Below are 19,490 nucleotides of genomic sequence, written 5' to 3'. Positions count from 1 at the left end.
GTGCGGCGAGCCGGCCGCGGCCGGGCCACCGGGTCGCGGCAGGTTGGTGGTCAGATATCAGGTGCTCGCATCCGGCAGCGTCGCCGGATCGGTGGTGGCGATCACCAGCCGGTAGGGCTCATCGGGACCCCACGAGCCGAGCCGGGCGTCAGCCGCCCACCAGATCTCGGTGTGGCCGTCACGGAAACGGCGCTGCACGCGCCTCCGGTCGCCGGGATGCCCCGGGCCACCCCAGGCCAGGGCGCGGGCGGCATCGATCGGGGTGTGATCGGCGTAGGCGGGCGCCCCCAGGCCCTTGCGCCGCTTGAGCGCCAGCACATACGCGACTCCCAGCCCTTTTCAGGCTCGAACGGCCTCCTCCGCCAGGGGAAGATTGGAGACTAAAGCGGGTGTCGCATGTTCGAATCATGCCGGGAGCACTCTCTTGACCAGTGATCACGCCTTTGACCTGGACATTCCCTTGATCGCTGCTGGTTGATTCAACGCAGCCGTAGGCCGCTGTATGCAGCCGTAGGTCAATGATCGCGAACCATGTGCGAACCACTCCCGCCGACGTTTCCCCAGGTCGCCCCGGGAACGCCGAGGAGGAGAACGGGCGCCCCTTGGCAGTGCGGAACAGACGACCGTCGAGAGCGACGCCGTAGCGGTCGATGTGCTCTCGCAGAATCGCGACCAGTACGGGAGGGACGGGAAGAATCGGAGTGACGGCCTCGGAGCCTGGCGGCTCCTGCGGGCTGGGTCGGCTTGTCCTCGGATCATGTGGCCCATACGCGTCGTATGAACGCAGTGCAGCCGTCGACACATCGGAAGGCCACCGGTGATGGCACCGCGCCACGATCAGACCGTGCACGCGACCGTCTCCAGGGAGCCATGAGGCTGCGGTCAGGCTCGGCGTCGCGCCCACCGTGCCGCCGGAGGATGCGCTGGATCTGGATGGCCATAGGGCCCACAACGCCCGCATACACGCGGGCTGATACCGCGCTGCGTGCCACGAGCGTCCACACGGTGACGAGCGAACCAGTCTGCCTTGTCGCCGCTGTCACTTGGTCACCGAACCACCGTGATCTGCGGAGACGTTGGTGACAGGCCAGATGACACTGCCCGTGCCGGAGTAACCTGGGGTCGTGGGCACCAGTGAAGATCAGGCCCACGTCGGTCCAGGGTCTGTTGCGGACCGGAGCTGAGGACCGGGAACGCCGGCGTCGACCGGAGGGGCGAGGGCCAAGGCGTGATCATGCCGCCGGCCACTTGGCTGGTCAACGACAAGAGAGATCCATCGTTAACTCTGACCGCCAGTTGCGACAAGACAGGACGGTCTTCGAGTTTCGAGGGGGTTCGTGGCCATGTTCGATCGATTCGAAGAGTTCGACATCTCTACCGCGGGTACGTCGATCCACGGACGCCGAGGCGGCAACGGCCCGCCTCTGCTGCTCCTGCACGGTATTCCGGAAACGCATCTGATGTGGCATCGGGTAGCACCCGACCTCGCCGAGCGCCACACCGTCGTCGCCACCGATCTGCGTGGGTACGGCGACAGCGGCAAGCCGCCCAGTACCGCCGATCACGAGCCCTACAGCATGCGCGCGATCGGCCGTGACCAGCTCGAGGTCATGCGGCATCTGGGCTACGACCAGTTCAGCATCGTGGGACACGATCGCGGGGCGCGCTGCGCCTACCGTCTCGCGCTGGATCACCCGGATGCTGTTCTCCGGCTCGCCGTCATGGACGTCGTTCCCGTCGGCGACGCGTACAACCGTGCCGACAAAAACTTCAGCCTCCTCTACTGGCAATGGTCCTTCCTCGCCGCGCCAGAACCGGTACCGGAACAGTTCATCAACGCGGCACCGGCCAACCTGGTCGACTTCATGCTCAACACGTGGTCCGAGGTGGAGGACGCTTTCCCGACCGAGGTACGCGGCGAGTACGTCAAGAAATTCAACCACCCCGATACGGTGCACGCCATCTGCGAGGAGTTCCGCGCATCCCCAACCTTGAACTACCAGCAGGACGAGGCGGATCGCGGGATCCGGAAGATCTCCTGCCCCGTGCTCTTCCTCTGGAGCCAGCGCGGTTCGGTCGCGAAACTTTACGATGATCCGCTCGCGATATGGCAGGAGTGGGCCGATGACGTTCGCGGCGGCCCGGTACCAGTCGGTCACTTCATTCCGGAAGAGGCACCCGAGGAGACCACACGCCAACTGCTGAATTTTCTGCAGTAGTGCGGGATCGACGCGACTGCTCGACGTGCCGGGGATTCACTGTCTATCCGCAACGACCATCGGCGGTTCCGAATATGGCGCAGCCAACCGCATCGTGGTCGTCGACGACCACGTTTACCTGACTGGATGGAACGCATGGAAGGAAGTCAACACCGGCACCGGATAACCAACGCGCAATGCAGGAGGGACGCCACAGATGGTTTTCGTCCGCGTACACCTGATCAAAGGACGTTTGAGTGCCGCACAGAAGGAGGAGCTGGGTGCGAAGCTGATCCAAGCCGTCTCCGATGTCGAAGGCTTGGTCAACAACGAACACCATAAGGAAACATCCTGGGTACAGTTCTATGAGTTCGAGCCCGAGAACTGGTATGCCCCGGCCAATCTCGCCGGAGCCAACCCTGACTCCCGAATCCAACTCGACGTCATCACGCCACAGAAACTACTCGGCTTCCCCGAGGAAGCCCGCGCCGTGATGAACAAAACCACCGAAGCCGTCCGGTCGGTCCTCGGCCCCGGCGTCCTGCCCGCGCACGGACCATGGGTGCACGTCCACATCATCCCGTTTGACCAATGGGCGCTGGACGGCCGCATACCTGACTGGGAGGGGTACCGCGCCCAGCTGCGCGCCGACACCCCAGAACAGGCCGAGGAGGCGCTGGCCATCGCCTACGGGCCAGGCCGCCACACCGGCGTCGGATGGATCTAGGGCCTGTTTTATAACTGCCCGCTCTGGAGATCATCGACTCCCGGATCGCCGACTGGAAGATCACTCTGGCCGACACGATCGCCGACAACGCCTCCTCCGGCGGCGGCGGCGTGGTGCTCGGCACCCGGCCGACGGCCGCGATCGTCGGTCGGGGAACATCGGCACCGACCTCGTCACTTCCCCGCGGCCAGGTCGCGATCCACGATCACCGCCACCTTGCCCGGTACGCCACGACCCGCCTTCAGCGACTGCAGTCCCGCATTGATCGCCTCGACGGTGCTGTCGATGGTCTGGCTGACGTGCGGGACCACAAGTCCCTGCGTCGCCCACTCCATCGCCAGAGCCATCCCGTGGTGGAGAAAGGCATGCGCCTCGCTGTCGAGCGTGGCGGGTTCGGAGAAGTAGCGCAGCAGATTGATGTTGACATGCTTGGCGCCGCGCTCGGCCAGGATGGCATCCACCGGGCTGTGCGTTTCGACCAAGCGTGTCGTCTTGCCGGGGCCGACGCCGAGCACGATCCAGCTGCCGCCCCGCCGGACGGTCTTCGCGGTCTCGACAAAGCCCTGCTCGCGGTAGGTGGCGTCGAAGACGAGGTCAACGCCCCGGCCACTGGTCAGCTTCGCGATTTCGGCGGCAATGTCGTCGTGCTTATAGTTGAAAATGTGATGGGCGCCGGACTGCCGGGCCAGTGCGATCGATTGCGGCGTGCTGCCGCTGCTGATGACCAGTCCGGCCCCCAGGGCGCGCGCCGCCATCTGCACGGCGAGATGCCCGACGCCGCCCCCACCGCCCGGGATATAGACCGTGTCACCGGCCTGGACGGCCCGGTAAAGACTCGCAAAAGCGGACAGGAAGCACATCGGAAGCGCCGCCGCATCGCGGAAGCTCAGGGATGGCGGCTTGCGGACGGTGAGGAATTGGCGTGCGACGGCATAGCCGCCTTCGCCTCCGCTCCCGCCCGTTGCGACCCAGCCGCCATCACCGTTCAAATCGGCCATGGCGGCCACCGCGTCGCCGACGGTTACGCCACTCACACCATGGCCCACGGCGACCACCACGCCAGCGAGGTCAAGACCGAGAACGACGGGGGGCGTCCGTCCCATGAAATTGAGGTCGGCCAGCTTGTACTCCAGCGGGTTGAGCGACGAGGCGGCGACGCGGATCAGAACCTGGTCGGCCGCCGGCTGCGGGACGGGAACACGCACCGCCTCAAGCGGCAGCCCAGCTTGGTCTCTTGTGTAACCGACGCCGGGAAACGTCTCCGGAATCGTCTGAGTCTGCTTCATGTTCCGCTTCCATCTGAGGACATGCCCGGCCCGCGACGGCCGGCAGGACGGGCGCGATTTCGCGTTGGATCTCGAGGAGCACCCGACCGAACGGCCTAGGCAACTGAACGACGCGGCCGACGACGGCACGAGCTGGCTGATCAACGACGAGTAGGTTCTTCAGCGACGTGGATCCGACCGTGGAGCCGCGCCACACGTCGGTCAGCTGCGACTCGTTGTGATTGGCCTACTCTTGCCGGCGGCGTGGCAGGCTGGAGGACGCTGGCGCATCCGCGTTGTGGAGAGCGCGCCCGGCCGGGTCTGAGTGCCATCGGGCAGCTCGTCGTTGGAGCAACACGCATCAGTACCAGGCCAATTCACCAGCCTTCCCGAGTTGGGCCAAATTAGTCCGCAAGTCAGCGAGCTGGCGCGGGACAGCGCGCCGTCTTAGGCGTCGAACATCGCGAAGAGGGTGTTGAGGCCTTCCGCCAGGAGCGGGTGCGTGAAGATCGCGTCCGCCATGGCGGTGTAAGTGAGCTTGCCCAGCATGGCGACCTGGATCATGGTCATGATCTCGCCGCCTTCACTGCCGAGGACCGCGCAACCCAGGATCCGCCCACTGTCCGCGTCGACGACGGCCTTCATGAAGCCGCGCGTCTCTCCTGTCTCGATGGCCCGAATGACGGCGCTCATCGGGAGCTTCGCCACCCGGATCGCGCGTCCTTGCGCCCTGGCCTCACGCTCGGTCATGCCGGCGCGGCCAAGCTGCGGGTCGATGAACACCGTGTACGGGACGATCCGGTCCCGCGTGCTCGCCTTCTCGCCCCTGATGAGGTTGGCGTGCAGGATGCGGTAATCGTCGTAGGAAAGGTGGGTGAAGGCCGGGCCGCCCTTGACATCCCCCATCGCGTAGACGCCGGGGACACTGGTTTCCAGGTACTCGTCGACCTCGATGAGGCCGTGATCGTTGACACGGATGCCGGCCGCCTCGAGGGTGAGCGCCTCGGTATTCGGGATGCGGCCGATGGCCGACAGCAGATGCGAGCCTTCGAACTGTCGCTCACCGTCCTCCGTGCGAACGGTGAGGCGCAGGCAGCCGCCGTCGACCGACTCAACCCGGACCGGCGTCGACGAGACCAGGACCGTGATCCCGTCATCGCGCAAGATAGCGGCGACCTCGTCCGAGACGTCCTCGTCCTCGAGCATCATCAGACGCGCGGCGCTTTGGATGATGGTCACCTCGCTGCCGAACCGGCGGAACATCTGCCCGAACTCAAGCCCGATGTAGCCGCCACCGAGGATGATCAGGTGCTCCGGGAGCTCGTCCAACTCCATGATCGATGTTGAATCGAGCACGGGGACGTCGCCCGCGCCGGTGATCGCCAGCGGCTTGGGCCGGGCACCCGTGTCGATGACGACCACCGGCGCGCTGATCTGCCGCGTCCCGCCGTCCGTCAAAGCGATCTCGACCGTCCTCGGCCCCGTGAAATGGGCCTCGCCTTCGATCACGTCAAGCCCGTCCTGCGCCAGACGGCTCACGTAGTTCTGCCGCGCGCCGGCGACCATGGCCCGTTTACGCTCGCGCACCGCGGCCAGGTCCACCGATACCGAACCAATACGCACGCCGTACTCCGTGCCGCGGCGCGCCTGGTAGGCGAGGCGCGCGCTGGCGACCATCGTCTTGGTCGGGGTGCACCCCCTGTTGACACAGACGCCGCCGAACTGGTCACGCTCGGCCAGCGCCACCTTCTGGCCCGCCTTCGCCAGCTCGACGGGCAGGAACCGGCCGCCCTGGCTGGTCCCTATCACGATCGCGTCGTAGCGCTCATCGGCCATTGCATCTTCTCCCCGCGCCGTCTTCCGCATGCGTCACCAGCTGTCGTACGCCCCGGCGGATCAGTTCCTTCTCCTTCTCGTACCCGCCCGCGGGGCGCAGGGCCGCCGGCGGGGAGCCCACGCCCCCGTCTCCACCAGACCTTTGCCCGCTTGCGCGCGATGTACCAGCCGAGTTGGGCCAAATTGGTGCGCAGGCCACACCCGCCACACCGGCGGATGCCATGACCTCTATAGAGGCTTGAAGCAAGTCAGCCCGGGCAAGCAGTCGACTCCGCCCACGCTCTCCTGAAGCGGGTGTCGCATGTTCGAATCATGCCGGGGGCACTCTTCTGACCAGTGAAAACACCCAGTGACCTGGGCTTTCGCTTTTCGCTCCTCGACAGTCGCAGGCAGCTCGATGCCGCTGTAGGCAGCTGTATGTCAGCGGTCACGGAGCATGCACGTGATGATCTTGACTACGTTTTCCCAGGTGTGACCGGCGACTCAGACGTCCGTGGAGCGAGCCGGCGCTCTCCGATGAAGATCATTGTGCGGAGGCCGTCACATCAACCACCGGTTGAGTACGACATGCGGACCGGCGAAATGCAGACGGCCCCGGAACGAGCCCAGGGCCCCGGCGTGTTGATGTCAGGAGTGGTTCGTAGCAAGGCGGTAGCAAAGCTCTAGCCTAGGTGTTCATGAAGATATGGCGTCCGGTGGCATAGGCCCTCACACGAAGACACGCCCGAGCGATGACGCGCCGCCCGGCGAGTAGTGTGGTCCACATGCGGATCGAGGACTACGCCCTCATCGGGGACACGCAGTCAGCCGCCCTCGTCGGTCGCGACGGATCGATCGACTGGCTCTGCCTTCCCCGGTTCGACTCCCCCGCATGCTTCGCCAAGCTCCTCGGCGACGAGTCCAACGGGTTCTGGCGGCTGGCCCCCGCCGGGCACGAGATGGCCACGCGACGCGCGTACGCCAACGACACGCTGATCCTCGAGACCGTATGGGAGACCTCCACAGGGACCGTCAAGGTCATTGACTTCATGCCCCCCCGGCACGACAACCCCGCCCTGGTCCGGATCGTGGAGGGCGTGTCCGGGACGGTGGACATGACCACAGAGATCAGCATCCGGTTCGACTACGGCAGGATCATCCCTTGGGTCCGCCGCTTCGACGGCCGCCTCCACGCCATCGGCGGGCCCGACTCGGTCTGGATCGACGCCCCCCTCCACCTGAAGGGCAGCGGCGATCGGCACACCGGCACCTTCACGATCGCCGCAGGGCAACGCCGGTCGTTCGTGTTCACGTGGCACCCCTCGCACCAGCCGGAACCCCACTGCATCGATCCCAGCGAGCAACTTACCAAGACCAGCCTTTTCTGGGAGAAGTGGGTCTCCCGCTGCTGGCTCCCAGGCCGCTGCCGCGCCGCCGTGGTCCGCTCCCTCATCACGCTCAAGGCGCTCACCTACAGCCCGACCGGCGGCATCGTGGCGGCTCCCACCACGTCGCTGCCCGAGCATCTCGGCGGGGTGCGTAACTGGGACTACAGATATTGCTGGCTGCGCGATGCCGCGATGACACTCAACGCCCTGACCGAATCCGGATACGTCACCGAGGCGGGCGCCTGGCTTGACTGGCTGCTCCGCGCCATCGCGGGCCGCCCGGAGGACCTCCAGATCATGTATGGCGTGGCAGGCGAAAGGCGCCTGCCAGAGCAGACGCTCGACTGGCTTCCCGGCTACGAAAGCTCCCGGCCGGTGCGGATCGGCAACGGCGCGGTCAGCCAGCTTCAGCTCGACGTCTACGGCGAGGTGGTCAACTGCTTCTACCGGGCCCGTAAGCTGGGGATGCCGGCCCACGACTACGCCTGGTCCATCGTTTGCCAGTTGATGGACTTCCTGGAGCGCAGCTGGGCCCAGCCCGACGAGGGCCTGTGGGAGATTCGCGGCCCGCGGCGGCACTTCGTCCATTCCAAGGTCATGGCGTGGGTGGCGGCCGACCGGCAGGTACGGGCGATCGAAGAGCTCGGCCACACCGGTCCCCTCAAGCGCTGGCGGACCATGCGGGACCGGATCCACGCCGAGGTCTGCGACAAGGGCTTCGACCCCGAGCGCGGCACGTTCACCCAGTCGTACGGCTCTCGCGAACTCGACGCGGCGCTGCTCCTCATCCCGATCGTCGGCTTCCTGCCTCCTGAGGACCCCCGGGTCATCGGCACGATCGACGCAATCGAACGCGAGCTGATGACCGACTGCTTCGTGCTGCGCTATCCGATCTCCGAGAGCAACGACATCGACGGCCTGCCCGGAGCCGAAGGCGCCTTCCTCGCCTGCAGCTTCTGGCTGGCCGAAGCGCTCGACCTCATCGGCCGCAAGGACGAGGCCAAGGACCTGTTCGAGCGGCTGCTGGCCCTCACCAACGACGTGGGCCTGCTCGCCGAGGAGTACGACCCCGTCCAGGCGCGCCATCTGGGCAACTTCCCTCAGGCGTTCACCCACCTCCATCTGATCCATACGGCCCTGGCGCTCAGCTAGTGCCGCCCGGAACGTTCACCGGCTTGATGCTCACGCCAGGGACAGGAGTGCCGGTTTGATGTGATCACACATCCGATGCGGCACAGGAAGGCGCAGTAGCGGGCGGGAACGCACGCCGCGCGATCCTGGCAGGGTCGGAGTCGACCCTGCCGCTCCACCCGGCCCGCCATCACTGCCTGGTACGAACGCTGGCTCGACTTCGTTCTCGCCGGCCATGCCAACCTGAACTGGTTCGCCGAGCAGTTGGCCGGAGACCTGGAGGCGCTGACGGCTGCACTGCTGACCCATCCGGCCCCCACATGGCGACGGGCCGCCGCCTGCACTCTCATCACCTATCCACGACCAGGGTCGCGCCCGCTGCGCCGTACATCTCGCCGATCTCCACGGAGCGGCCGGTCAGCTGGGACACCGGGCCGCCGAGGAACGGCCGGAAGCCACCGGGGCGGAAGCGCGTGCCGAGCACGCGGCCACTGCCCCGCATCGTGTAGGAGAACCCGCCCTTGATCACTCCCGCGATCCGGTGGAAGTTCTGGGTGATCGTCATGTTCACGATGGGTTGCGAGACGATGCGCTGTTCGTACGGCTCGGCGAGGTCGGTCCAGGTGACGACCCAGAAGTGCTCCACATACGCCGAAATTTCGAGCGATGGCGCCTGACGGGCGAAATCGAAGGCGGTAAGCCCCGCGTACGGGTCGACCCAGCCGCGCTGTCGCGTTTCTACAAGCCTCGCCTGGGGTAGGCGGGGCACCATGGCTGCCATGGACGAAATGATGCCGCTGATGACGCGCGCCACCGAACGTACCTCAGGATTGGTGCGCGCGGTGCGGCAAGAGCAGTTCGGGTCGCCGACGCCATGCGCGAAGTTCGACGTCAAAGACCTGATCAACCACCTGGAGTGGGTAGCGGAGATGTTCGAGTCGCTGGGTCGCAAGGGGCCGAACGTCGAGCAGGGGCCTTACGCGGGCGACTTCCCCGAGCGAGCGGAGCGCATGCTGGCCGCCTGGTCGCGGCCCGAGGCATGGGAGGGGACCAGCCCCGGCATGGGCCTGCCGATGACCATGCTGGCCCACATGTACCTCGTCGACATGGTCGTGCACGGCTGGGACCTGGCCAGGGCCACCGGTCAGGAGTACGAGCCGGACCCCGAGGCCGTCTCGCGGGCGCTGCACTTCACTGACCAGATGGCGGAGACGGGCAGGCAGCGCGGCGCCTTCGGGCCGCCGGTGGCGGTGCCGGACGACGCCCCGCGGTTCGACCGCCTGCTCGGCGTCATCGGCCGGGATCCGGCCTGGACACCGTGATCTACTCCAGCCCTCCCGGGCGGACTCGGGCTTTTACTCCTGGCGGCTGTGGGACCACTACGCGATCCGGGAGTTGATGTGCCGGACCGCTGATGAGGCCGAGCACGACCCTGACCGGGTCAGCTTCATCCGGACCGTCCGGGTCGCCCGCCGCCGGATCGACGATCCGGCGGCCTTTTCCCCCTGACCGCCTATCCGCGATCACTGCTGCCGTCTTCGCCGAGATCCTGGGGGACTCAACCCGCAACGCCGGATGCGGACCTGTCCCCGCGTCGTCAAACGCGCCCGCCACAACTCCTACTGGGTCAAACGCCCCGGCGACGTCGGCATCACCCACACCAGCCCACCAACGATCAAGCTCGAAGAACTCCCGACGGTGGCTTAACTTAGCGGCATTGCGTCAAGGTCGAGAAAGATCGAGGCCAGTTCCTGCAGAGCCAGGGCTGAAGGATCAATCCTGATCTCCGTCTCTCCGAAGAGACGAAACCATGCCCAACTATCACCTATCCGGAATGAATGCCGCTCCGTATGGTGCGTTCATCTGCACCTTCCCTTTCTCCTGGCGAGGGGTACACGTGGGACTAAAGGCGCTGGTTCGACGGTGGTTCGAGGAGTGGTCTCAGGAGCGGACGGAATGGGAGTTCCAGTCCCGGGTGGATGCACGAATACAGGCATGGGAGAACGAGCATCTCAAACAACAACTCGACGCCTACTTCGACAGCCGGTTCAGCGCCCGACTCGACACACTGGTGCAAGCGCGTGTCGCCAACCGCATCGACGACCGCATCGACCGGCGGATCGCACAATGGCACCTCAAGACACGGACCCGACTGACCGAGGATGCGCAGCCCCCATCAGACGATGCGACGCCGTCCCTCCCACCTTCTGGGCCTGCGGAGGTCGAACTGGCGGAAACCCTTGTCACAGCACACGAACTGGCAAGTCTCCTCGGAAAGTCGAGCATCGGAAAGAAGTATGTACAGACGTTGCTCAAGGGGAAAGAAGCGGACCGGTCCGGTCGGACCTACAAATACAGGCTGGGCGAGGCGGCGGCGTTGATCCTTCTCCGCAGTCGCCGGGACCGCCGACGCCGGCGAGCGCACGGCGACCCGGGTGGTCAGGACTGAAGAAACGTAGAAGAAACTACCGTCGGCCAGAGGCTTTGACGGGTAGCGAAGCAGTGTGGCCACCCTGGTAGGGATCATGGGCATTTTCCGCGCCCCTGGAATGCCATCTGACGGCAGTTCTCGACGCAGCACAATGTCTGATATGCCGCAGGTTCGAATCCTCCCGGGGCCACTTCCTGATTTTGTGGGAATATCACGATCTGCCGGAATTTGACAGATCGGGACTGATCAGCGTTTGCGCCTCTTGCCGGGGCCGCTGTGGCGGCCGTGTGATCCGGGGGCCGGGGCAGATTCCGAGCCGAGGTCCCCGGGGATACCTTCGGAATATGACGATGCCCAAGGCCGTCCTGATCGACATCGACGGCGTGCTCACCATCTCCTGGCGGCCGATCCCCGGCGCGGTTCAAGCGCTGGCCTGCCTACGCGACATGGGCATGGCCGTCAAGCTGCTGACCAACACCACCTCACGCACCCGGGCCGAGATCGCGGCCCGGCTGCTCGATGCCGGGTTCGACATCAGCCCCGGCGACATCCTCACCGCACCCACCGCAACCGCCTCCTACCTCGCCGCACGATATCCGGAAGCCCGCTGCGCCCTGTTGAACAGCGGCGACATCCGTGACGATCTTCCCGGCGTGCAACTCGTCGAGGACGACCCCGACGTGCTCGTCGTGGGCGGCGCCGGCCCGGAGTTCAGCTACGAGGCCGTCAACCGTGCATTTGGCGACCTTCAGCGCGGAGCACGCCTCGTCGCCATGGCCCGCAACCTCTGCTGGCGGACCGCTCAAGGGCTGCAACTGGACGGCGGCGCCTTCCTGCTCGGCCTGGAACGCGCCGCCGGCGTCGAGGCCGAGGTCGTGGGCAAGCCGGCGGCGGCCTTCTTCCAGACAGCGCTGGACATGCTGGCCGTACGCCCAGAAGAGACGGTCATGATCGGGGACGACGTCGAGGCCGACGTACTCGCCGCACAGCGCTGTGGCATCACGGGCGTCCTCGTCCGGACCGGCAAATACCTCCCCCGCGACGAGACCGCCAGCCCAGCCCCGGACCACATCATCGACTCCTTCTCAAACCTGCCCGTTCTGCTCAGCGGATGAGCGCAGCACTCGTTGACGACAAGGTCCCTGCGGCGCGATCGATGAGAACCAGCTCGTGAAAGTCGATATGGACCCCGCCCCAATCGTGAAATTCTTCACGGCCAAAATTCTTCAGCCGGTATCTCTCGGTGGTTTCTGCGACTGGCGAGTGAATCTCGTTCTCCAGCCACGACCCCGGCATCGATGAGATTCGTTGCGGTCTGACAGAGAGGGAGCCTTCACCGAGAAAGTACCGGCGTTAAGTGGCCGACCTGATGTATGCCGACCGCGTCCGGGTGGGTGTACACCGCATTCGTGATGGATTTATACTCACGAATGATCGTTTCGGATGATTGGCCAGGTAACCAATTGTGCGGGACAACCGCAGGGCGGACCTGGGAGGTGGCGTGCTGGTCAGCGACGTCATGACGGCGTTCCCGGCCTACATACGGCTCGGCGCGACCATCCGGCGGGCGGCTGAGGTGGTCAGTGTGTCGGAGGTCGGCCAGTTGATGGTCCTGGACCACGACGGCCGGTTCGTCGGGTCACTATCCGAGGAAGACCTGGTGCGGGCCATGCTGCCCGGATTCGACGACGTGACCGCCGCCGGCGGCACGCTCGCCGACGCGTTCCGGATTTTCCTGGAGCGGGGCCGCGCCCTCGCCGACCGCGTCATCGACCCCCTCGTCGTGCGCGACGCGGCGACGGTCCGATCGATCGACGAACTCGCCCGGGCGGCGATCGTGATGATCGATCGCGGGATCCGAAGGCTTCCCGTGGTCGACGACGGGACCCTTGTGGGCACGCTGTCCCGGGCCGATCTGTGCCGTGCGGTGATCTACCATTCCTGAACTCCGGCTGATCCTCACTGATCGGCACACCCGAGAGACCCGCGAGCGGGTGTGCGCGCTGCCGGCCACTCTCGGCCGGGACAGCGGTACGGCGGCGGTGGTGCTGGACGACGGCACCGTCTCCCGGCGCCACGCGCGGCTGGAGATCGTCGACAACCAGCTGGTGCTCACCGATCTCGGCAGCTCCAACGGAACCTACGTGAACGACACGCGGGTGACGCGCCGGGTGCTCGTTCCCGGGGATCGAATGCGCATCGGCCGATACGAGCTGACGTGGACGTTCTTCGACCCGGAGGCGACGTCGCTCGTCAATCGGGACCAGCTGACCGTGCTGCGGCCGATTGCGCCGCCGCGCGTCGCCGCACGACGCGTGGTGGAGGCCGCCGAGGCGCACAACCGGCGGGTCGGGCACGAACTCGATGGATTCCTGTCGCTTGCGCACGGATTTCTGCCGGCCGATCCGCCGCTGCAGGCCTTCCCGGAATCGCACCGAGCCTGGGACGAGATGACCGACCGGCTCCCCGACCTGTTCCGTCGGCTGTCGCTGCGCCAGGCGTTCGATGCGATGCCGGTGCTCGACGCCCAGCCCGCGGCGTTGCCCGACCGGTACCTGTTGCGCGCCTCGACCTTGCTCGGCGTTTTCGCCCACGCCTATCAGTACATGGCGATCGATCCGCCGACCGCCCTGCCCGAGTCGCTGCTGCGGCCGTGGACCACGGTCTCGCGCCGACTGGGCAAGGAGATCCCGGCCGTCTCCTACATCGATCTGTTCTTCTACAACTGGCGGCTGCGCGATCCCGCCGGGCCGCGGGCGCTGGACAACATGGACCTGCTCGTGCCGACCTGGAACAACCCGGCGGAGCGGGTGTTCTACCTGGTCACCACCGAGTTCGCGATGGGGCTCACGCCCGTGCTGGGCGCCATGCTGGAGGCTCAGGAGGCCGTTGTCGCGGACGATCCGGCCGCCTTGGAGAGCGCGCTACTGGTGATCCTCGACCGGCTGCAGCACGTCACCCAGGCCATTTATCCGAAGATCGATCCCAACCCCCGCGCCCGGTATCCGCTCGACCAGGTGCTGTGGGCCAAGACGGTCGGCACCGCTGGCGTCCCGATCTTCGACGGCGCGCCCAGCCCGAGCGGCACCGCGCAACCGCAGATCCACGCGCTGGACGCGTTTCTCGAGCGCCGAGACTACGGCTCGCTGGTCGGGCGACAGAGCGTCTACCTCGCCGGATTTTTCCCGCGGCACTGGCAGGAGCTGGTGGCCGCGTTGCGCGAGGTGTCGGTGCGCCAGTACGTCGAGGACACCCGCAACAGCACCTTGCGCGGCATCTACAACGCCATGCTCGACGCCTACGTGGGCGACCGCGGCTGGATGGGCCTGCACCGCGCCAAGACGTACGGCTTTCTGGAGGTGGCGTTCAAGGTCGGCCGGCAGGTGACGACCGGCGCCCGGTTCACCGGACTGTTCAAGGACCGGACCTGGGACAAGGTGGACGACCAGCTGGCCATCGCCCGCGAGGAGCGCCGCCCACCGGTGGGTCCGCCGGTGGTGTTCGGGACCGCCCGTCGGGGCCGTGCCGTCACCGCGGAGTCCGGCGCCTGGACCTGTTATCTGGAGATCGACGTCACCGGGCAGGGCGTGCACCACCTGCCCGGTGACCGGGTCGGCGTGCTGGCCGAGAACGACGACGAGTTGGTGCGCCGCACCGTCGCCGCCCTGCAGGCGACCGGCGAGGAGCTGGTGCGGCTCACCCCGAAATGGCGAGCGGCGGTGGCCTGCCGGGCAGGCTACGGCGAGGTCGACGTGCTGCCGCTGCGGACATTGCTGCGCTTCGCCCGGCTCCGGCCGATCGGACGGGAGGTGGCGAAACGGCTGGTGAAACTGACAGCCGTGGGCTCGTGGCAGCGAGTGGTGGACGCCCGTATGGAGGACCAGTGGGAGCTGTGGGACGTCCTGAACCTGTTGTACGCGGGCGGATATGACGTCACCCGGCTGTGGAAGGCCGATCCCCGCGAGGACGACGCGTTCTGCGCGGTGATTCCACCCGAGCCGTTCCGGCTGTATTCGATCGCCTCGGCGCCGCCGCCCGGCCAACCGGCCACCACGCTGCAGCTGGTGGTCGCCGGCCTCGACTACACCTCCGCCCGGACGCCGTGGTCGTACCCGCGGGAACGGCAAGGCACGGCATCGCATTTCCTGCGCCGGGCGAGCGTCGAGGGTCGGCAACGGCTGTCGCTGCAGATCGTCCCCACGCCCCGGTTCCGGCTGCCGGCCGATCCCGCCCGGCCCGTCGTCATGTTCGCGGCCGGTTCCGGGATCGCCCCGTTCCTGGGGTTCGTCGCCGCGCGCACCGGGCCGGGCGAGAATCGGCTCTATCTGGGCATCCGGACGCCGGAGGAATTCGTCGAGCGCGCAGACCTGGACGCGGCGGCGGCCGCGGGCCGGCTGAAACTCTCCGTCGCGTTCTCCCGCGCCGATGCCGCGATCGGATTCGACGGCCGGCGCCACGTCGTCCAAGCCGGACAGCGGCGCCGGGTGGACGATGTGATCCGCGCCGAGGCGGACGCACTCTGGGAGCTGTTGCGGTCCACCGACGACGGCGGCCTCGGCGCATCCGTCTACGTGTGCGGCAGCGCACGGTTCGCCGTCTCCGTCCTGACGGCGTTGACCGACATCGTGCCCGGCGACGGCCGCGAATTCCTCCGCCGGCTGGTGGCCGACGGACGTCTGAGCGAGGACGTCTTCACCACCTATCTGGGCCACGCGCAGCAGGGTCCCCGCTTCGAGGTGTCGGATCTGGCGCAGCACAACACCTCCGACGCGGGCTACTGGATGGCGATCGGCGGCGCGGTGTTCGACGTCAGCGAATTCCTGCACCTGCACATCGGCGGGCCGCACATCATCCGCAATCACGTCGGGCTCGACGCGACCGCGGCGTACCGAAAAGTGCTGCACCACGCGCACGCCGAGATCGACTCCCAACTCGCGATGTACCAGATCGGCCATCTGCGCCGGTTGCAGTTCGGCGCCCGGTGGGGCGTGGTGCTCACCGAGGACGGTCTGCACGCGCTGCCGCTGGAAGAACTGTTCCGGACCTGGGTACGGTTCGTGTACCTGCTGGTCGGCATGGAAAACGCGTTGACCGCCGACTACGGATTCACCACGTCGGTCACCACCTCGGGCGAAGATCCCCAGGAGCTGACGCCCTTCAAGGCGCAGTACGTCCTCGAGGCGCACCGGCGGTTCCTGGTCAGTTATCTGGACGGGCTGGTGCACGAGGACCTGCGCGCCCTGTGGCAACTCACCGTCGGCTTCTGCGACCCGCATCTGGACATCCGGTCCTTCGACACCGATCTCGCCGCCATGTCCGCGCGGTCGGATGTCGGGCTGGTCCGGCATTCCGTATCCGCCGTTAAGGAGCTACTGCTCGCCGGGGACGACTTCCGGCGGATCACGGCGCTGTGCCGCACCTACGCGCACGTCGACGTCCAACTGCTGCGCGACCTGAAAACCGCTGTGCTGGAAGGAATTCGGGCGTTCGAGATTCACGAGGCCGACGTCGTCGAGCAGGCGGGGGCCACGCTGCTGAACGCGGCACGTGAGGCGCTCGCTGCGGTCTCGGCCTACTACCAGCGCCTCGCCGAGCAGACCCGCGGCCAGGGCGTCACCGCCGACGGTGCGGTCGAGGAGGCGATCCCGGTCGACCGGGGCCTGCCCGGCCACGGCGGTCCACTACCGCTTCCCGATTGACGCTCGATCGCGACAGGGGCAAGAGCTACTGCAACGCCATCGCCGGCGACTCCGACGCTGGAAACTTCCAGTACTACGCCGGCCCCGCCCGCGGGTACGGCGTCGGCCGATGCATCACGGCCTTCGGCGACGCTCTCTCCGCCACAATCGACCGTCTCACGGATCTGACGAGCCTTCGGGCTGTTCGGCCTCAGCCGGGCGTGCTCTCGTCGCTCGACTCGTCCAGCGGGGTCAGCGCGGCCGAGGCCGCGTCGTGGTCCATCCCGGTCGCCTCGAGCAGATCGACGGCGATGGAGCGCAGCTGCGCGATGGTGACGTTCGCGGAGAAGCCCAGGTTTCTGGGCCGCTCCCGCGCGGCGACGGCGAGCAACGCCTGCCTGGCCAGCATCGGTTCGCGCCCAGCCCCCAGTTCGAGCTGGAGCAGCAGCGCCGCCTCCGAGACCTCACGCAGCGACTCGGCCAGCGCGGCCGGTGGCGGGCTGGCCTCACCCAGCGCCGCGAGCGTGCGGCGGACCAGCACCCGTGCGTTGCGCAGCGCCAGGTCGACCGGTACGGCGGCGGTCTCGTACCTGGCCAGTCTGGCCCGGTGATGCCAGCGCAACGGCGAGATCATGATGATCTCCTTGCTGTTCTCCAGCGCCGCCTCGAACTCCTCGACCACCGTCTGGGTCCTGCGTCCGCACTCCAGGGCCTCGGCGGCCAGGTCCATATCGCACTTCTCGATCGCCTCCGCCGCCTGCTCCAGCACGGTGGAGAGGGCGTCGAGCACACCGGACAGATGCTTGCCCGCGATGGTGAGCGGGCTGGCGGGCAGCAGTGCGACCGCGGCGATGCCGATGACGCCGCCGGTGAGCGCGTCGGCCATCCGGTCCAGCCCGCCGACGCCCTCGCCCGGCACCAGCATGGCGACCAGCACCGCGGACGACCCGACCTGCGACACGAACAGCTCACCGCTGTTCAGCAGCCCCGCGATGGTCATCGCCAGCGCGATCACGAGCGCCATCTGCCAGGGGCCCGAGCCGATCCAGGACACCAGCAGGTCGCCGATGCCCACGCCCAGGCTGACGCCGACCACCAGCTCGGCCACCCTGCGCAGCCGCTGCCCGAGCCCCACACCCACGCAGATCATCACGGAGATGGGCGCGAAGAGGGGGTGGGTGTGGCCGAGCAGATGAACGGCGACGATCCAGGCCAGCGCGGCGCCCACGGCACACTGCGCGATGGAGGGCACAATCAGGCCAAACGTGCCCAGCCGTTTCCTAACCTGATCACCGAGCCACGTCCGCACTCCTCCACGATGGCGGATCTTTATGACATTGGGATCACATTTGCCCTGAATTCCTCTAGTTCGGACCACTCGGCGAAGGTCAGGGTGGCCACGGCCTGCTCCCGGGTCGCCGTTGCGTTGCGCAGGCCCGGTAATGCCCAGGTCACCGGAGACCCTTGACTTTTGTATCCGTGACCCCTCAGCCTATCCGCAACGATATCCGTCTTAGAAGATCCATATATCAGAGGAATCCATCAGTTGGCGGCGATCCTGCCACTGTCGTGTTCAGCCCCTCGGCCGCGACGGAGAGCACGAGCCTCGGCCGGTGCGGTTCGGGACGCGGAGGAGACCCCATGGTGAATGACATGGGAGCCACAGGCGGAACGCCTGGTGTCACTCCCCGGCGCGCTTTTCGTCGCCGGGACTTCCTGCACGGTGTCGGCCTGGCGGGACTGGGCGTGGCAGGAGCCGGGCTGCTGGCCGCCTGCGGTGCTGATCCGGCTGCGTCCGGAGCAGGTGGCGCCGCCTCCACCGGCGGTGATGGGAGCCTCGTCTGGGCGAACTGGCCACTCTCCATCGACACCGACGACAACGGCCGGATCCCGAGCCTGGAGCAGTTCTCGAAGAAGACCGGCATCAAGGCCAGCTACGTCGCGGAGATCAACAGCAACGACGAATGGTTCGCCAAGATACGGCCGCTACTGGAAAGCGGTCAGGGGCTCACGGCGAGCGTGGTGAGCCCGACCGACTGGCTGGCCCAGCGCATGATCGAGCTGGGCTGGGCGGAGAAGCTCGACAGAAACAAGATCCCAAACGCCGGCAACCTGCTGCCCGCGTTCGCGGACCCCGCCTTCGACCCGGGCCGCACGCACACCATGGCCTGGCAGGGCTGGATCTGCGGAATCGCCGTGAACACCGAAGTCACCGGCCGGGACGTCCGGACGGTCGACGAGCTGCTCACCGCCCCAGATCTGAAGGGCAAGACGGCGCTGCTCAGCGAGATGCGCGATACCGTCGGCCTGCTCCTGCTCTCGATGGGCGCCGACCCGGGCAAGTTCACCGACGACCAGTTCAACGCGGCACTCGAGAAGATCGACAAGGCGCTGAAGTCAGGGCAACTACGCAAGTTCACCGGCAACGACTACGCGCCGGACCTCGCCAAGGGCAACCTCGCGGCGTGCTTCGCCTGGGCAGGCGACGTCGTCCAGCTGAGCAAGGACAACCCGAAGATCAAGTTCTTCATCCCGGAGTCGGGATCCACTCTCGGCGAGGACATCATGATGATCCCGGCCCACGCCAGGGACCCGGAGGGCGCGCACAAACTGATCGACTATTACTACGACCCCATGGTGGCGGCGCAGGCGGCGGCGTACATCAACGCGTTCTGCCCGGTCCGCGGCGCGCAGGAGGCCATGACCAAGGTCGAACCGGATCTTGCGGAGAACAAGCTGATCTTCCCGGACGCCGCGATGATGGCCATGATGCATCGGTTCATGCCGCTCAGCGCCGACCAGAACCAGAAGTACCAGGATGCGTTCGACCGCACCACCGGCCTGTAGTGGAGCTCCG

The 19,490-nt window shown here is 66.9% G+C and carries 15 protein-coding genes and 1 pseudogene; 11 read left to right on the top strand and 5 right to left on the bottom strand.

Translation table 11 applies throughout. The features are described 5' to 3' along the window. Positions 1–57: 57 nt before the first annotated feature. Positions 58–318, bottom strand: coding sequence for a hypothetical protein (locus tag ACIN94_RS03390; protein ID WP_400698987.1), 261 nt, complete (start codon positions 316–318; stop codon positions 58–60). A gap of 1,025 nt (positions 319–1,343) precedes the next feature. Between ACIN94_RS03390 and ACIN94_RS03385 the strand changes: the two genes are divergently transcribed. The 3 genes and pseudogenes from ACIN94_RS03385 to ACIN94_RS03375 form a co-directional block, all read left to right on the top strand. Next, on the top strand, positions 1,344–2,219 hold the full coding sequence (locus ACIN94_RS03385) for an alpha/beta fold hydrolase (protein WP_400699945.1): 876 nt from the start codon (positions 1,344–1,346) through the stop codon (positions 2,217–2,219). A 196-nt stretch (positions 2,220–2,415) separates the two neighbouring features. Then, positions 2,416–2,925: a 4-oxalocrotonate tautomerase family protein gene (locus ACIN94_RS03380; protein ID WP_400698985.1), complete on the top strand. Its 510-nt coding sequence runs from the start codon at positions 2,416–2,418 to the stop codon at positions 2,923–2,925. Positions 2,926–2,939: 14 nt separating this feature from the next. Next, positions 2,940–3,056: pseudogene (locus ACIN94_RS03375) on the top strand (2-keto-4-pentenoate hydratase); the annotation flags it as partial. Positions 3,057–3,098: 42 nt separating this feature from the next. Here the strand turns inward: ACIN94_RS03375 and ACIN94_RS03370 are convergent. Beyond that, the gene (locus ACIN94_RS03370) at positions 3,099–4,211 is read right to left on the bottom strand and encodes a zinc-binding alcohol dehydrogenase family protein (protein ID WP_400698982.1); all 1,113 of its coding nucleotides are present in this window, start codon (positions 4,209–4,211) and stop codon (positions 3,099–3,101) included. On the opposite strand from ACIN94_RS03370, the gene ACIN94_RS03365 reads away from it, so the two are divergent. Next, a complete protein-coding gene (locus ACIN94_RS03365) occupies positions 4,210–4,365 on the top strand; it encodes a hypothetical protein (RefSeq protein ID WP_400698979.1) in 156 nt (51 codons plus the stop codon). The two genes, ACIN94_RS03370 and ACIN94_RS03365, sit on opposite strands and share 2 nt — an antisense overlap. Positions 4,366–4,637: 272 nt before the next feature. Here the strand turns inward: ACIN94_RS03365 and ACIN94_RS03360 are convergent, their stop codons facing one another. Further along, a complete protein-coding gene (locus ACIN94_RS03360) occupies positions 4,638–6,026 on the bottom strand; it encodes a mercuric reductase (protein WP_400698977.1) in 1,389 nt (462 codons plus the stop codon). Between the two features lie 764 nt (positions 6,027–6,790). Between ACIN94_RS03360 and ACIN94_RS03355 the strand changes: the two genes are divergently transcribed. Beyond that, on the top strand, positions 6,791–8,545 hold the full coding sequence (locus ACIN94_RS03355) for a glycoside hydrolase family 15 protein (protein WP_400698974.1): 1,755 nt from the start codon (positions 6,791–6,793) through the stop codon (positions 8,543–8,545). Between the two features lie 328 nt (positions 8,546–8,873). Here the strand turns inward: ACIN94_RS03355 and ACIN94_RS03350 are convergent, their stop codons facing one another. Further along, the gene (locus tag ACIN94_RS03350) at positions 8,874–9,305 is read right to left on the bottom strand and encodes a DUF6597 domain-containing transcriptional factor (RefSeq protein WP_400698971.1); all 432 of its coding nucleotides are present in this window, start codon (positions 9,303–9,305) and stop codon (positions 8,874–8,876) included. Between ACIN94_RS03350 and ACIN94_RS03345 the strand changes: the two genes are divergently transcribed. The 5 genes from ACIN94_RS03345 (at position 9,304) to ACIN94_RS03325 (ending at position 16,654) form a co-directional block, all read left to right on the top strand. Next, entirely contained in the window at positions 9,304–9,846 is a 543-nt protein-coding gene (locus tag ACIN94_RS03345) for a TIGR03086 family metal-binding protein (RefSeq protein WP_400698968.1), read from the top strand. The genes ACIN94_RS03350 and ACIN94_RS03345 overlap by 2 nt on opposite strands. 575 nt (positions 9,847–10,421) lie before the next feature. Continuing rightward, positions 10,422–10,973 (top strand): hypothetical protein, encoded by a 552-nt coding sequence (locus ACIN94_RS03340; RefSeq protein WP_400698965.1) that lies wholly within the window; start codon positions 10,422–10,424, stop codon positions 10,971–10,973. A gap of 326 nt (positions 10,974–11,299) precedes the next feature. Next, on the top strand, positions 11,300–12,070 hold the full coding sequence (locus ACIN94_RS03335) for a TIGR01458 family HAD-type hydrolase (RefSeq protein WP_400698962.1): 771 nt from the start codon (positions 11,300–11,302) through the stop codon (positions 12,068–12,070). Positions 12,071–12,420: 350 nt separating this feature from the next. Then, positions 12,421–12,900, top strand: a complete 480-nt coding sequence (locus tag ACIN94_RS03330) for an HPP family protein (RefSeq protein WP_400698958.1) — start codon at positions 12,421–12,423, stop codon at positions 12,898–12,900. 49 nt (positions 12,901–12,949) lie between these two features. Next, positions 12,950–16,654: an FHA domain-containing protein gene (locus ACIN94_RS03325; RefSeq protein WP_400698955.1), complete on the top strand. Its 3,705-nt coding sequence runs from the start codon at positions 12,950–12,952 to the stop codon at positions 16,652–16,654. Between the two features lie 190 nt (positions 16,655–16,844). On the opposite strand, the gene ACIN94_RS03320 is transcribed toward ACIN94_RS03325, so the two are convergent. Continuing rightward, positions 16,845–17,885, bottom strand: a complete 1,041-nt coding sequence (locus ACIN94_RS03320; protein WP_400698952.1) for an aromatic acid exporter family protein — start codon at positions 17,883–17,885, stop codon at positions 16,845–16,847. 389 nt (positions 17,886–18,274) lie between these two features. Between ACIN94_RS03320 and ACIN94_RS03315 the strand changes: the two genes are divergently transcribed. Further along, positions 18,275–19,480, top strand: a complete 1,206-nt coding sequence (locus tag ACIN94_RS03315) for a spermidine/putrescine ABC transporter substrate-binding protein (protein WP_400698949.1) — start codon at positions 18,275–18,277, stop codon at positions 19,478–19,480. Positions 19,481–19,490: the final 10 nt, after the last annotated feature.

It is taken from the genome of Streptosporangium sp. NPDC087985 (assembly GCF_044741965.1).
Lineage (GTDB): Bacteria > Actinomycetota > Actinomycetes > Streptosporangiales > Streptosporangiaceae > Streptosporangium.
Note: the sequence above shows the minus strand (reverse complement) of the source record. Positions and strands in the feature narration are given on the sequence as shown.